The organism is Providencia sp. PROV175 (assembly GCF_032707045.1).
Classification (GTDB): Bacteria; Pseudomonadota; Gammaproteobacteria; order Enterobacterales; family Enterobacteriaceae; genus Providencia; species Providencia hangzhouensis.
Genome location: NZ_CP120533.1, coordinates 3,606,111 through 3,621,328, shown reverse-complemented (window position 1 = coordinate 3,621,328; position 15,218 = coordinate 3,606,111). Strand labels below are relative to the sequence as shown.

Here is a 15,218-nt window from a genome sequence, read left to right as displayed (position 1 = left end):
AAGGAATATTAAACGATGAGCAATAACACAATAACACCTTCAGAAGCGCTGATTATCAATCAGTTAATTAATTATACTGAACAAGGTATTGCAAGCCGCGTATTAGCGAAAAATGGCGGGGGAAATATCACCTTATTTGCTTTTGATAAAGGCCAAGCGCTGTCTGAACACAGCGCCCCTTTTGATGCGATTGTGATGGTTGTTGAAGGGAGCTTACAACTTACCATCGAAGGAAAGCCTGTAATGGCTAAACCGGGGGAAGTTGTCAGAATGCCTGCTAATATTCCTCATGCGGTAGATGCGCTTGAGCCCGCAAAAATGCTGTTAGTTATGTTACGTGAGCCTGAAACGGCTTGTACACATTAACTTGGAGGTGAAAATGGACCAATCATTTACCGCCCACGAAGCAGGGCACAAATTTCTAGCACGCTTGGGGAAAAAACGTTTACGCCCAGGGGGAAAAGAAGCAACCGAATGGTTACTTAGCCAATCAGGGTTACACAAGAACAGCCAAGTTCTTGAAGTCGCGTGTAATATGGGAACCACTGCCATTGAAATTGCCTCCCAATTCCATTGCCATATTACGGGTATTGATATGGACAAGCAGGCGCTCGCCCAAGCACAAAAAAACGTTGCGAATAAAGGGTTAACAGATTTAGTGACTATTCAAATGGCAGATGCATCAAAATTACCTTTTGAGGACAACAGTTTTGATGTGGTCATTAATGAAGCCATGCTAACCATGTACGGCGATAAAGCGAAAGCAAAGCTATTGCAGGAGTATTATCGAGTACTAAAGCCAGGTGGCTGTTTATTAACTCATGATATTGCATTTAAAGATGCCCAAGCTGTGCAAAATGTGGTTTCTCAAATGCAACAAGCGATTAATGTCAAAGCGCAACCATTACCGGAAACACAGTGGGTGGAATTATTTCAACAAGCGGGTTTCCAGCAAGTGGTATCCCATACTGGCCCAATGACACTGTTATCGCCAAAAGGGTTAATTTACGATGAAGGTGTATTCGGTACGCTAAAGATTATCCGTAATGCATTGAAGAAAGAAAACCGGCCTCAATTTTTGCGTATGTTCCGTCATTTTCGGCAAAATCGTGGAAAATTGAATTATATCGCAGTCGTTAGCGTGAAGTAATTAATAGGAATATCTTGCGCAAGGATGCGTGACTAGTACTGAATAACCTTTCATTACCTATTGTTAATAATAATAATTCTTATATTTATCTTGATTATTAGTTACTGCTGATAATAATTATTTGATAAAATAATAAACAGTCATTTAGTTATGCATTGTGATTTATTTTTTAGATTCAATAACAGCAATTCTAATAATGTAAAGGTTTAATTTAATGAAAATAAAGCATTTTTTTATTATCTCTCCTTGCTTTCTCCCTTTTATTTCCCCCTCCGTATTTGGTGCCGATAAAAAAGAAGAGTCCATAACCGTATCTGCTACACGTGGTTATAAAACCGTTTCAGAAATGGCACAAACCACATGGGTGATTGATAATGCTGAAATTGAGCAGCAAGCTGAAGGTGGAAAAGAATTAAAAGATATTTTAGCGCAGCTTATTCCAGGAATGAGTGTCAGTGGCCAAGGGCGGACAAACTATGGCATGAATATGCGTGGCCGTTCAATGATTGTGATGGTGGATGGAGTACGCCTTAACTCTTCTCGTAGTGATAGTCGCCAATTAGATTCTATCGATCCTTTTAATATTAATCATATCGAAGTTATTTCAGGCGCAACGGCGATGTACGGTGGTGGTAGCAGTGGTGGCTTGATTAATATTGTGACGAAAAAAGGCCAAGAAGAAAAACAAGTTTCCCTGCAATTAGGTGGAAAAACAGGCTTTAACAGTGGTAAAGATCACGATGAAAATATTGCTGCAGCAGTAAGTGGTGGTAATGAGAACGCTCACGGACGTGTTTCTGTTGCTTATCAACGCTATGGCGGTTGGTATGATGGCAAAGGTAATGCGATTAATATTGATAATACCCAAACAGGGCTGCAATTTTCTGATCGTTTGGATGTGATGGCGTCAGGTACTATCAAAATCGATGAAAAACAACAGGTTCAAGCTGTTTATCAGCATTATAAAAGTGAGTCTGATGGTAAACACGGCCTCTATTTAGGAAAAAATTTTTCCGCGGTTAAAGGGCAAGGTGAAGCTTATAACAGCAGCAAATTAAGTTCTGACCGTTTGCCGGGAACTGAGCGTAATTTGCTCAATTTACAATATTCAAATGCAGATGTATTTGGGCAGGATTTTGTTGCACAAGTTTATTATCGTGATGAATCACAAAAGTTTTATCCTTTCCCAACCCTTACAGGCAAAGATGTTACAAGTATCAGCTCATCGGATCAAAAAACCAATTTTTATGGAACTAAGCTGACGTTCAATAGCCAACCTATCGATGAATTAACGTTAACTTATGGTGTGGATGCAGAGCATGAGCAATTTCGTGCGAACCAAATGTTTTTTGATTTAGATAAAGCGAAAGAATCCGGAGGAATGGACTTAACTAAAGCTTTCCAAATTGGCCGCTATCCAAGCTATACCACGACGAATATGGCGACATTTTTACAAAGTAGTTATGACATTACGCCAATGTTCACGTTAAGCGGTGGTGTACGTTATCAGTACACAGAAAATAAAGTCGATGATTTTATTGGTTATGCACAGCAAGAAGCGATTGCTAACGGAAAAGGTAAATCAGCAGATGCAGTACCGGGTGGGAAAACGGATTACAACAACTTACTGTTTAACGCAGGGCTGCTGGTTAACTTAACCGAAGAGCAACAAACATGGTTTAATTTCTCTCAAGGCTTTGAAATTCCTGATATTGCTAAGTATTACGGAACAGGTGATTATGCGAAGACCCCAGATGCCAATGGCCACTATCATCTCAATAAAAGTGTTAACATTAATGATACCAAGGTAAAAGGAATTAAGGTTAACTCTTTCGAGTTAGGATGGCGTTACACAGGGGAAAACTTACGCACACAAGTTGCTACCTATTATTCTTTGTCTGATAGAAGCTATGGCATTAATAAAGATGACATGACCATCTATATGAAAACCGATAAACGCCGTATCTATGGGGTAGAAGGTGCGGTGGATTACTTCTTTGCTGACTCAGATTGGAGTGTTGGAAGTAACTTCAATCTACAAAAATCAGAAACTAAAGTGGATGGTAGTTGGGAAAAATGGAGCGTTGATTTCGCGAGCCCATCAAAAGTGAATGCCTATATTGGTTGGGAGCCGAATGACTGGGCGCTACGCTTACAAAGCCAGCAAACGTTCAATTTAACGGATGCGGCTGGTAAGAAACTCGATGGTTATAATACCGTTGATTTATTAGGAAGTTATATGCTACCAGTGGGTAAAGTTAGCTTTGCTGTCGAAAACCTGCTGGATAAAAATTACTCCACAATTTGGGGACAGCGGGCACAAAGCTTATATAGCCCTAAATATGGCGCTGCAAACCTGTACGATTATAAAGGCCGTGGCCGAACTTTTGCCCTTAATTACAGTGTGACTTTCTAATTTGATATTTTAACTAATGATAAGCCACTGTACAGTGGCTTTATTCATACCAACCTATTTAAATTTAAGGTAAAAGATTTTCCATGAAATTATTTCTCTCAGGATTATTGTGCTTACTAAGCTTTTGGGGGCAGGCAAAAACGCCAACGGTGATTACCGACTTACAAGGTCGTGAAGTCACAGTTAATCTTCCCGTTGAAAAATTATTTTTGGTGGATAGTCGTGATATTTTGCCAGTGGATATTGCTGCGGGTAAAAGTGGGATATCTCGTATTGCGGGTTGGAGTGATTCGCTTACGCAGTACGCGCCAGATTTAAAACAAGCTTATTTCAGTGTGTTGCCTGAATTAGACAAAATTCCAACCTTAAAGAAAACTCGTGAAGCGGGTCTTCAAGTTGAAAAATTGATCGAATTAATGCCTGATGTGGTAATTATGCATAAGGCTAATTATGGTGCGATGCGTGATAGCCAAATTTTACCGCAACTTGAAGCCGCCGGTATTCAAGTTATTTTTATTGATTTTCGAATGGATATCGCGAGAAACACGCCGAAAAGTATTTTATTATTAGGGAAATTATTAGGAACACAAGAAAGAGCTGAACAGTTTGCGAAACTGTATCAAGAAAAATTAGATGCGATTGAAAGCCAATTAGCTCAGCCATTTCCAACTGTTTTGATTGAAGCGAATGCAGGGTTATTTAGCGATAATTGTTGTCAACTTTATGGTCGTTCAGGTTACGGTTCTTTAGCGGCCCTGGCAGGTGGAAATAATCTAGTTGCAGATAGCTTTCCTGCAAAAGGGGCTGAAAGTTCCATTGAGAATATTATTACATTAAACCCAGAATATTATTTACTGACAGGCGCCGATTGGCACAACTTTAATCGTCGTTCGCTCGCAGTAAGCTTAGGATATAATGCAAATAAAGCTAACGTGCAGAAGCAGTTATCAGTATTAATGGATAGACAAGGGATCTCATCATTAACGGCAGTTAAAGAAAAGCGCGTTATGGCGATTTACCATAATTTTTACAACAATCCGATGAATATATTTGCCATTGAAGCTATGGCTAAATTTATGCATCCAGAACGATTTAGCGCATTAAATCCAGAACAAAACTTAGTCGAATTCCAAAATCAATTTACAGAGATCCGAGAAACTGGCGTGTTTTGGGTGAGTTTATAAAAATAGGGCTGCTAACTTTTTGTTGGTAATAGAAACTAACAAAAAGTTAGGTTGCTAATTTGTCTCTGCATAGTTTCCCATTTATCAATAAACTCTCTGAAACCCCTTGTTCTATCATATCTCCCAGTTTTTTTATAAACTGGGAGTATTGCTATGTTAGTCATGGCAACTAAAAATTTGTTAGCTAGAATCAAGAGATAGATCACAAATTGCTCAAATCTTGATTGAGTCTCCATCATTATCTAACTAATATTTAGTTAGGCTTAAAATAAGTTTGGTAGAAAATGAAAATTATTCAAGACAACTTTGAAATGTTATTGGCAGTTATGAAAGGAATTGCGGGCCAATTTGGCGACAATTGTGAAGTGGTATTACATGACCATAGCAAAGGGTTAGAAAGTAGTATTGTTGCAATTATTAATGGCCATGTTACGAAACGAAAGGTGGGAGACCCAAGTAGTAATTTAGGGCTTGAGGTACTGCGTGGGACAGATGTTGATGGCGACAAATACAATTATTTTACCCAAACCAAAGATGGGAAAATGTTGCGTTCAACTTCAATTTATTTACGTGATGAAACTGGCAAAGTTTCTGGGGCGCTTTGTATTAATCAAGATATCTCAGAATTTATTGCCGCAGAAAAAGCCATTCAAGGCATTACACAACGTAATAGTATTGAGCAAGATACGGTTAAGGAAGTTTTTGTCACGGACGTTAATGAAATTTTAGATCACCTTATTCAAGAATGCATGCAGGTTATCAAAGTCCCTGTCATCAATATGGGTAAAAAAGAAAAAATGGATGCAATTAAATTCTTTGATGATAGAGGTGCTTTCTTAATCAAAAAAGCAGGTGAGAAAATCTGTGAGTTTTTAAATATTTCCAAATATACCCTTTATACCTATTTAGCGGAATTAAAAGGGGAAGACAATAATGAAGAATAAGAGAGGTTTTTATGCCAATAACGCCTTACGTTGCTTTAGACTTACAGCAACTTGAAAAAAATGTCAGAGGCATGACAGGCAAGCTAACACAGCAAGGTATTGAACACTGGCCGCATATAAAAACACATAAATCAGTAGAATTAGCGAAATTTGAGATCGCCTGTGGTGCAAAAGGAATTACATGTGCCACATTGCAAGAAGCGACGGTTATGGCGAAAGGCGGAATTGATCATATTCTGCTTGCTTACCCAATGATTGGTGAACAAAAATGTCAGCAATTTATTGAGTTAGCTAAAAAAATAAAATTAAGAACGATTATTGATAGCCTACAAGGTGCTGAACAATTATCAGCAGCAGCAAAGCAAGAAAACCAAATTATTGAGGTCTATATTGCTGTTGATTATGGTGCTCACCGGGAAGGTATTCAATTAGATGACTTAGAGCCATTTGCACTGGTAATACAAAAATTACCTAATTTGAAAATTATTGGTGTATTTACTTATGCAGGAACAATATACCAATACCGAACCGAGCCTGAAATACGTAAAGCGGCAAAAGCAGAAGCAGATCTTTTATTATATTGCCAAGAACGGTTAGAAAAATTGGGTATTACAGCGCCTCGGACATCTGGCGGGTCAACACTATCTTCATTCTATGCTGATGAATTAAAAGGGATTACAGAGTCACGGGCTGGGAACTTTATTTTTGGAGATATGAATGCTATCTATGGTGGTATTTATACGCCTGAAGATTGCGCTTTAACAATAAGAACAACTGTTGTGAGTATTCCTATTGAGGGGTATGCAACAGTAGATGCAGGGACAAAAACATTAACTTCTGACCAATCTGCAGAACCAGGCTTTGGTTATATAGTGGAAGACCCAACTATAAAACTAGTTAAATTAAATGAAGAACATGGCTATCTTCGCTATGACCCAAAACAAATTAAATTAAATATTGGTGATGTATTAAATATTATACCGAATCACAGTTGTGTCATTCCTAATTTAACAAACAAAATATATGCATTAAATAATAATGAAATAGACCATATTATTACACCAGACGCACGATATTAAATATCGGAGAATAAAATGTATAAATTAAATGAACAGCAACAACATGAGTTGCTAGAGCTTCTTTGTGCCTTAATTCGGCATAAATCCGAAAACCCGCCAGGGGAAGAGCAACAAGTTGCTGAATTTATATATCACTATTTTAAACAAGAAAATATTGATGTTGAAATGCAAGAGGTAGCTCCTGGTCGTCCAAATGTTATTGCACATTTAAAAGGTTCAGGAAAAGGTAAACATTTATTATTTAACGGTCATATAGATGTTGTGCCTTGTGGTTGTGGTTGGAGTACCGAGCCATTCGACCCTGTGATTAAAGATGGAAAGGTTTTTGGGAGAGGGGCTGCAGATATGAAATCTGGTGTTGCTGCAATGATGTATACGGCAACATTATTAAAACGTAATCAAGATACATTTTCAGGTAATTTAACTTTAGGATTTAATGTGGATGAGGAGAGAATTAATCTTGGCATGCTGCATTATATTAAAGATGGAATTTCTGCAGATTATGCCATTATTGGTGAGCCAACTTCTCTTGGTGTATGCATCGCACATAAAGGCGTTAGCCGCTATAATTTAAGTACTAAAGGCACTGCAGGCCATGCAGCAAAAACTCGTTATCCTGATAGTGCAATTTCTAAGATGTCTAAAATACTACCTGCTATAGAACAACATCGCGCTTCTGTTGAGGAAATTAGTCATCCACTATTAGGTAGTGCTTCAATGATTATAACCACTATTAATGGTGGCATAGCTCCGAATATTGTTCCTCAGCATTGTGATATTGAAATAGATAGAAGACTCGTTCCAGGGGAAGAAAAACAAGAAATAGAAGCGAGATTACATCAAGCTATCGCGCAATATAATAAAGGTGAAGAGATAGATTATCACTTAGATAATTACTTATTTATTCCCGCTTCAGATATCCCAGCGGATCACGAATTAACTAAAGTTGCATTAGATACAGTGAGCCGTTTCACAGAAAAAACAGCGCTACCTGAAATATTTGAAGCGACATGTGAGGCGCCTTTTTTCTCGGTTACCAGCCAGATTCCTACACTTATTATGGGGCCTGGGGGACTAGCTCAAGCTCATGTTAAAGATGAGTTTGTTGAAATAAAAGAGTTATATCTTGCGGCTGAAATTTATTATGACATGGCAAATACATTGCTGAATAAATAGGAAAATTGAATGAATATTGAGAAGAAATTAGAAGAAAAAGGAATTAAACTTGCCACACCAGAGGCACCAAAGTTTTCATATGTATCTATTAAGCAGTATGGTGATTTACTTTATACATCAGGCCATGATTGTCAAAAAGATGGTGTATTAATTTATAGCGGTACGTTAGGTAAAGAATTAACAGTCGAGCAAGGCCAAGAAGCAGCAAAACAGTGTATTGTTAATATATTTTCCTCGTTAAAAGCCTATTTAGGAGATTTAGATAAAATTGATGAATGTATAAAATTATTGGGCTTTGTACAAAGCACTGATAATTTTAAAAATCAGCCACAAGTCATGAATGGAGCTTCAGATTTTTTAATTGAAATACTCGGTGATAAAGGTAAGCACGCACGTTCAGCAATAGGTACGAATACATTGCCTTTTGATACGCCAGTGGAAATAGAATTAATATTAAAGCTAAAATCGTAAATAATAGATAACAACTAAAGATTATTAATAAAATAAATCTGCGGAGTAAATATTATTCCGCAGGGTCCTGTTACGTCTTAAAGGTACTTAATTATGTCACTACATGCGAGTAAAAGACTAAAGCGCTGGCAGCTTATTGCGCTTACATTTTTGTTGATAGCAGGTATCATTAACTTTTTAGATAGAGCATCACTCTCTATTGCTAACTCTACAATAAGTAAAGAATTAGGATTTAGTGCAACCCAAATGGGATTACTGTTATCAGTATTTTCATTTGGCTATGCGTTATGCCAATTACCTATAGGTATGGTAATGGAGCGCTTTGGAGTTAAAAAGATTTATGGCTTTGGTTTGTTTTTATGGTCGTTAGCACAAACGGTTACAGGGCTATTATCTTCATTTACCCATTTAATTATTGCGCGAGTTATTTTAGGTATTGGTGAAGCCCCACATTTACCTACAGGCGTTAAAGTCGTTAATGATTGGTATAATATTCGTGAACGAGGGTTACCTATGGGGATTGTTAATATGTCCTCTACGTTAGCTCAAGCGCTGGCTCCACCTTTGCTCATTGCATTAATGTTAGCTTTTGGCTGGCGTACAATGTTTATTATTATCGGTATTAGTGGGATTATTCTGTCTATACTTTGGTTTATTTTCTATCGTAATCGTGAACAATTAGAATTAACAGATGATGAATTAAACTATTTAAATGACGGAGCTCCACCATCTTCAACGAATAAAGTTTCTTTCAAAGAATGGGCATCATTATTTAAACAACGTTCTTTATGGGGAATGATTATTGGGTTTAATGGTGTGGGTTATATGGTTTGGCTATATCTAACATGGTTGCCCGCTTATCTTGAAAACTCCAGAGGTTTAAGTCTAGAAAAAACTGGCTGGGTTGCCGCAATACCCTTTTTATTTGGTGCGCTTGGAATGCTCGTAAATGGTGTTGTTGCAGACTATGTGGTGAAACGTGGTGCTGACAAAATGAAAAGTCGTAAATGGATGATTTGCTTAGGCTTATTATTTGCTGCCATATTTACACTACCTGCTGCTTATACTGACAGCACATTTTCAGCTGTTGCTTGTATTAGTATGGCCTTGTTTTCTATTCACTTTGCAGGGACTTCTGCTTGGGGATTGATTTTAGTTTCAGTGCCTTCTCGTTTAATTACCTCAGTGAGTGGTATTCAAAATTTCGGTGGTTTTATTGGAGGGTCATTTGCTCCGATTATTACCGGTATTATTATTGACCAAACACATTCATTTACCTTAGCTCTTGTTGTTTGTGCAACGGTCGCATTCCTTGCATCATTGGTTTATTTCTTCTTTGTTAATAAACCAATTAAAGACCCTGCAGAGATGGAAGTAAAAGTAGTATAGTTAAATTTTATGGCCACTTTTTATAAGTGGCTTTTCTATAAAAAACAAATCTTATATTGATGCTCTAATTAGGTCATTGTTTGTAATTGATTGTTTTTATTGTTTGTTATTCGATTCTTTAATTCAGTATAAATTTAATCATCAAAATTGGAATATGTAATTCTCATAAATAATATGCTAATAATAACCAGCCACATGATTATATGTTTTTAATTTTCCAAAGGAGTTTAAAATGAGAAAGGTTATTATATCTAGTGTATTATTTGCTGTATCTACAATTTCATTTAACTCAATGGCAGCAGACAAAAATACGGTTACACCTGAGAATATGACTTGCCAGCAATTTATTAATTTAGATCCTCAAAGCTGGGCACCTGTTGCGTTATGGGTAACAAACCAAGAAACGCAATTTAAAGGTGGAGATTATGTTGCGCTAACAGAGCAAAGTGTTGCTGAGGTCCCTCAGATTGTTGAGTTTTGTAAGAAAAAACCGGAAGGCACTCTGCAAGATTATTTAGCATCTAAGAAATAATGCTAACTATTATGCCATGGAGGGCATAATAGCCATTAACAATGAGAAAAATGAGTTTTTATACTGTGGTAGATTAGAAACTACACTTTAGAAACATTGAATCGATATATCTTTATTTATTTACAGCTAATTTATCGACTAAAAAATCGATAAATGCACGTGTCTTAGCCGGTAAAACAAAAGTATTTGGATAAAGTAATTGAATATTTTGTTTCGGTAAACGGTATTCGGGTAACACATGAACTAAACGTTCATGCTGCAAGTCGTCGTCAACCATCCAAGCAGGGCAGATAGCAATACCTAAAGAGGCTAGCACCATATGGTGAATAACGGCCGCAGAATTAGACTCATATTGGTTTTTAATTAAAGGTAAGTAATATTTTTCATTTTTTGAATTCTGTAAAAAATATTGAGGATCTTGCCAGTTTAATAGCGCATGGTTAATCCATGGGACATTTGCTAAATCAGTGAGTTGTTTGATTGGGTATTTTTTTAGAAATTCAGGAGAGGAGACTAAGTAAATCTCATATTCACCCAGTTTTTTCATTTTAAGAGATGAATTTTTTAAATTACCTAATCGAATAGATAAATCGAGTTTTTCTGTGATCAGGTCATCTAATGATGAGTTAAATGAATATTGTAACCTTAACTTAGGATAAAGGCGGCAAAATTCAGGGAGTAGCGGCAAAATAAAACGTTGGCCAAATTCACTCGTTGATGAAAAACGTAGCAAACCAGCAATAGTCGTTCCTAAATTTTGGCTTTTTTCGAATGCTTCATCTATTTGATTTTGAATACGTTTAAAGTCGTCATAAAAATGTTTTCCTACCTCTGTTAATGCAATATTTCGCGTGTTTCGTGTTAGCAAGCTTACATTAAGCTGAGCTTCTAATTGTTTGATATCGACACTAACCATAGAGCGACTTAGCCCTAAAATATCTGCGGCTTTAGTGAATGAACCCGAATCAACAACCTGTAGAAAACTGATAATCTTTTTAAGATTTCTTTGCATAATGATAACGATTGTTCTTTTTTATTAAACAATCATGTTACCTCCCTTGTATCGACAAAGAAAGTACTTAAACCTATTCTTTGCCACCGGAGGAAGTCCATGACTTATCGATACAAAATTGCCACAGTATTTTTGCTCGGTTTCTTTATTGATTGTATTAATATTTTTATGTCAGCGATAGCATTACCTGACATTGCTGCATCATTTTCAGCAAGTCAATCTCAAGTGGCTTGGGTTGCCAATGCCTATATTTTAGGTTTAGTTCTGGTGATGCCAATCAGCTTATGGTTAGCAGGTAGGTTAGGTAACCAAAAATTACTGTGTTATTCCATGCTACTTTTTTCTATTGCAGCTTGGCTCAGTGGAAGCAGTGATTCAATATATAGCTTAATTTTTTGGCGCTTTATCCAAGGGGCTGCGGGAGGGTTATTAATTCCGGTAGGTCAGGCGTTAGTTTTCGCATTATTTCCAAATAATGATCGTCAGCGTATATCAACATTGATTATGACAGTCGCGTTAATTGCTCCCGCATTTTCACCTGCAATTGGCGGCCTAATTATTGATTCTTTGTCTTGGCATTGGGTCTTTTATTCTAATTTACCTTTCTCATTACTAACGGCAGTACTCGCTTGGATATGGATAAAAAATGATGGGAAAAAAATAAGAGAAAAGCCAGATATTTTGGGGCTAATAATGGTGAGTTTAAGTTTGTTAAGCCTATTATTATCATTCTCTTTTTATAATGATTATCACAATTTGCTATTGGCTTTGGCGAGCTTTTTTACTTCTGTATTCGTATTTATTGTTTACATTAAATATGCCCAAAAATGTCGAGAACCTATTTTAAATTTTCAGTTATTGAAAAATAGCAATCTGCGTAATGCTTTTATTGTTTACTATGCTGTTCCCGGTATTTTTACGGGAGTCAATTTACTCAATATTTTTAATCTACAAGAGAACATAGGGTTCAGTGCAGCAAAAACCGGGCTATTTATGGTGCTATATGCATTGGGGGCGGTAATATCAATGTTAACTGGTGGACGTCTTTACTTACAGATAGGAAAAAAACGATTATTTATTATTGGTATTACATTACATAGCTTTGGTGTTTTTCTGCTTTATTGGGTCTCATCTTCCAGCCAGCTCAGTTTATTGATAATCGCTTATTTATTGATGGGGATGGGCGGAGGGTTGAGCGCCAATACTGCACAAATTAGCTCGTTGATGGATTTCAAAGACAAAGATTTACTTCAAGGTAGCGTGTTATGGAATATTAATCGACAAGTCGCATTTAGTGTTGGTGCAGTCGTATTTATTTCTATATTTAGCTTAATGACTTTCTCGAGTGATTTATTCCGTTATCAATTTACGTTTCTTATTGCATCAATACTCGGGTTACTTTCATTAATTTCAGTGATCAAGGAAAAATAAATGAGTGAAACAATGGAAAGAGCGCAGCAAAGCGTGGTGGATTTACATATTCTTATTGAGGATATTTTTACAGGGCGTCGTGGTAATAAAAGTTTGGCGCCGTTATTAGCCAGCTTCGATGACAACTTCAAAATGGTTACCACACAAGGCCATTGTATTGGATTAAATGCAGTGACTCAGTTATTTAGTCAGAATGTAGGGGCTAGAACATCATTTTCTACAGAGTGTATTAATCTGATTCCATTGCGCGAAGACAATGGCTATTGCTGGGTTCAGTATCAAGAAAAACAGCAAATAAATGGTATTGAGTCGCTAAGAATTTCGACTGCATGTATCAGGGTCGAACTCGAAAAGTGTGTTTGGGTTTATTTGCATGAAACACCGGTAGTGTAGCTTTCCATGGTTTTAGTGACCATAAAAAAACACCTGCCGGAGCAGGTGTTTTTAGATATAAATAAATCAATTATTCGTCAAGGAAGCTGCGCAGAACTTCTGAGCGGCTTGGGTGACGTAATTTACGTAACGCTTTTGCTTCGATCTGACGGATACGCTCACGGGTAACATCAAACTGTTTACCAACTTCCTCAAGGGTGTGGTCAGTATTCATGTCGATACCAAAACGCATGCGTAGCACTTTTGCTTCACGGGCGGTTAAGCCTGCTAACACTTCGTGAGTTGCAGAGCGTAAGCTTTCTGACGTTGCTGAGTCTAAAGGCAGCTCTAAAGTTGTATCTTCAATAAAATCACCTAAATGTGAATCTTCATCATCACCGATAGGGGTTTCCATAGAGATAGGTTCTTTAGCAATCTTCAGTACTTTACGAATTTTATCTTCCGGCATTAGCATGCGTTCTGCCAGTTCTTCTGGCGATGGCTCACGGCCCATTTCTTGCAGCATTTGGCGAGAGATACGGTTCAGTTTGTTGATAGTTTCAATCATGTGAACCGGGATACGAATAGTACGTGCTTGGTCAGCAATTGAACGCGTGATAGCTTGACGGATCCACCAAGTTGCATAAGTTGAGAACTTATAACCACGGCGATATTCAAACTTATCAACGGCTTTCATCAGACCGATGTTACCTTCTTGAATCAGGTCAAGGAACTGCAAGCCACGGTTGGTGTATTTCTTAGCGATAGAAATTACCAGACGTAAGTTTGCTTCAACCATCTCTTTCTTCGCACGGCGTGCTTTCGCTTCACCGATAGACATACGACGGTTGATATCTTTAACTTGTTCGATAGTCAGACCCGTTTCTTCTTCAATTTGACGCAGTCTTTGTAGGCAACGCAGAATTTCTTCTTCAACTTCAAGCAGTTTTTCTGACCAAGGCTTGTTCATTGCTTTTGCAGCAGTTAACCAAGTTTCACTGGTCTCATTACCACTGAATAAAGTAATGAAGTTTTTCTTCGGCATCTTACACTGCTCAACACATAGTTTCATGATGGTACGCTCTTGTAAGCGAACTCTGTCCATCATTTCACGCATGTTATTGACCAGATAGTCAAATTGCTTAGGAACTAAACGGAATTCTTTAAATACTTCGGAAAGCTGCTCGATAGCGGCAGCCGTTTTCGCATCACTACGGCCATATTGTTTAATATGTTGACGCGTTTTTTCATATTGCTCACGAAGATCAGAGAATTTTTGACGTGCTAATTCAGGATCGATGCTGTTATCGTCATCGCTATCGCTGTCATCGCCGTCTTCATCTTCTTCGTCTTCGTCATCGTCTTTATCAAGCTCTTCTTGTGGTAATTCAGAGCCAACGTGAGTCGCTGTTGGTGCAAGATCTTCTTCCGCGTTAGGGTCAACAAAGCCAGTAATTAAATCAGATAAACGGCTTTCTCCTGCTTCAACACGGTCATATTGCTCAAGAAGATAAGTGATAGCCTCAGGATATTCAGCAACAGAGCACTGAACCTGATTAATACCATCCTCGATACGTTTTGCAATGTCGATTTCGCCTTCTCGAGTGAGAAGCTCGACGGTTCCCATTTCACGCATATACATGCGAACAGGGTCGGTTGTACGGCCAATTTCACTTTCAACACTGGACAGCACTTGTGCAGCGGCTTCTGCTGCATCTTCATCAGTATCGGAAGTATTTTCAGCCAAAATTAAATCATCGGCATCAGGTGCTTCTTCCATGACCTGGATGCCCATGTCATTAATCATCTGAATGATATCTTCGATTTGATCTGAATCGACGATATCTTCCGGCAGATGGTCGTTGACCTCAGCATAGGTTAAGTAACCTTGCTCTTTACCCTTGGTTACGAGTAGCTTAAGCTGCGACTGCGGGTTTTGCTCCATAAGACGGTATCCACACTTCTGAGTATTTAGATTGGTGTCGGTCGGCGAAACATTCGGCCAACAAGAACATACAAAGGGAATATTTATTATTCGCTACGCCCTTTATTTTCGTAGCAT

General features: G+C 37.7%; 14 protein-coding genes. 12 read left to right on the top strand and 2 right to left on the bottom strand.

Features of this window, described 5'->3' with window-relative positions; genetic code table 11:
- Window positions 1–15: 15 nt before the first annotated feature.
- The 10 genes from P3L44_RS16420 to P3L44_RS16375 all read left to right on the top strand — a co-directional run bounded on the left by P3L44_RS16420 (window position 16) and on the right by P3L44_RS16375 (window position 10,341).
- Entirely contained in the window at window positions 16–366 is a 351-nt protein-coding gene (locus P3L44_RS16420) for a cupin domain-containing protein (protein ID WP_004257847.1), read from the top strand.
- 13 nt (window positions 367–379) lie between these two features.
- Window positions 380–1,150: a class I SAM-dependent methyltransferase gene (locus tag P3L44_RS16415; protein ID WP_140171562.1), complete on the top strand. Its 771-nt coding sequence runs from the start codon at window positions 380–382 to the stop codon at window positions 1,148–1,150.
- A 214-nt stretch (window positions 1,151–1,364) separates the two neighbouring features.
- On the top strand, window positions 1,365–3,566 hold the full coding sequence (locus tag P3L44_RS16410; protein ID WP_094961082.1) for a TonB-dependent siderophore receptor: 2,202 nt from the start codon (window positions 1,365–1,367) through the stop codon (window positions 3,564–3,566).
- 83 nt (window positions 3,567–3,649) lie between these two features.
- Window positions 3,650–4,750 (top strand): ABC transporter substrate-binding protein, encoded by a 1,101-nt coding sequence (locus tag P3L44_RS16405; RefSeq protein WP_272661606.1) that lies wholly within the window; start codon window positions 3,650–3,652, stop codon window positions 4,748–4,750.
- Between the two features lie 284 nt (window positions 4,751–5,034).
- Window positions 5,035–5,694, top strand: a complete 660-nt coding sequence (locus P3L44_RS16400; protein WP_004257829.1) for a transcriptional regulator — start codon at window positions 5,035–5,037, stop codon at window positions 5,692–5,694.
- 11 nt (window positions 5,695–5,705) lie between these two features.
- On the top strand, window positions 5,706–6,773 hold the full coding sequence (locus P3L44_RS16395) for an alanine racemase (RefSeq protein ID WP_272661607.1): 1,068 nt from the start codon (window positions 5,706–5,708) through the stop codon (window positions 6,771–6,773).
- A 15-nt stretch (window positions 6,774–6,788) separates the two neighbouring features.
- On the top strand, window positions 6,789–7,949 hold the full coding sequence (locus P3L44_RS16390) for a M20 family metallopeptidase (protein ID WP_140171566.1): 1,161 nt from the start codon (window positions 6,789–6,791) through the stop codon (window positions 7,947–7,949).
- A gap of 9 nt (window positions 7,950–7,958) precedes the next feature.
- The gene (locus P3L44_RS16385) at window positions 7,959–8,420 is read left to right on the top strand and encodes a RidA family protein (protein ID WP_140171567.1); all 462 of its coding nucleotides are present in this window, start codon (window positions 7,959–7,961) and stop codon (window positions 8,418–8,420) included.
- 93 nt (window positions 8,421–8,513) lie between these two features.
- The gene (locus P3L44_RS16380; RefSeq protein WP_140171568.1) at window positions 8,514–9,809 is read left to right on the top strand and encodes an MFS transporter; all 1,296 of its coding nucleotides are present in this window, start codon (window positions 8,514–8,516) and stop codon (window positions 9,807–9,809) included.
- Between the two features lie 232 nt (window positions 9,810–10,041).
- Window positions 10,042–10,341: an HdeA/HdeB family chaperone gene (locus P3L44_RS16375; RefSeq protein ID WP_036958008.1), complete on the top strand. Its 300-nt coding sequence runs from the start codon at window positions 10,042–10,044 to the stop codon at window positions 10,339–10,341.
- 112 nt (window positions 10,342–10,453) lie between these two features.
- Here P3L44_RS16375 and P3L44_RS16370 read toward each other — a convergent pair whose 3' ends face one another.
- The gene (locus tag P3L44_RS16370) at window positions 10,454–11,353 is read right to left on the bottom strand and encodes a LysR family transcriptional regulator (RefSeq protein WP_272661608.1); all 900 of its coding nucleotides are present in this window, start codon (window positions 11,351–11,353) and stop codon (window positions 10,454–10,456) included.
- A 99-nt stretch (window positions 11,354–11,452) separates the two neighbouring features.
- On the opposite strand from P3L44_RS16370, the gene P3L44_RS16365 reads away from it, so the two are divergent.
- Both P3L44_RS16365 and P3L44_RS16360 read left to right on the top strand, forming a co-directional pair.
- On the top strand, window positions 11,453–12,784 hold the full coding sequence (locus P3L44_RS16365) for an MFS transporter (protein ID WP_272661609.1): 1,332 nt from the start codon (window positions 11,453–11,455) through the stop codon (window positions 12,782–12,784).
- Entirely contained in the window at window positions 12,785–13,177 is a 393-nt protein-coding gene (locus tag P3L44_RS16360) for a hypothetical protein (protein ID WP_112307504.1), read from the top strand. It begins immediately after the preceding gene.
- A gap of 70 nt (window positions 13,178–13,247) precedes the next feature.
- Here the strand turns inward: P3L44_RS16360 and rpoD are convergent, their stop codons facing one another.
- A complete protein-coding gene (rpoD, locus tag P3L44_RS16355; protein ID WP_071585863.1) occupies window positions 13,248–15,182 on the bottom strand; it encodes an RNA polymerase sigma factor RpoD in 1,935 nt (644 codons plus the stop codon).
- Between the last annotated feature and the right edge of the window lie 36 nt (window positions 15,183–15,218).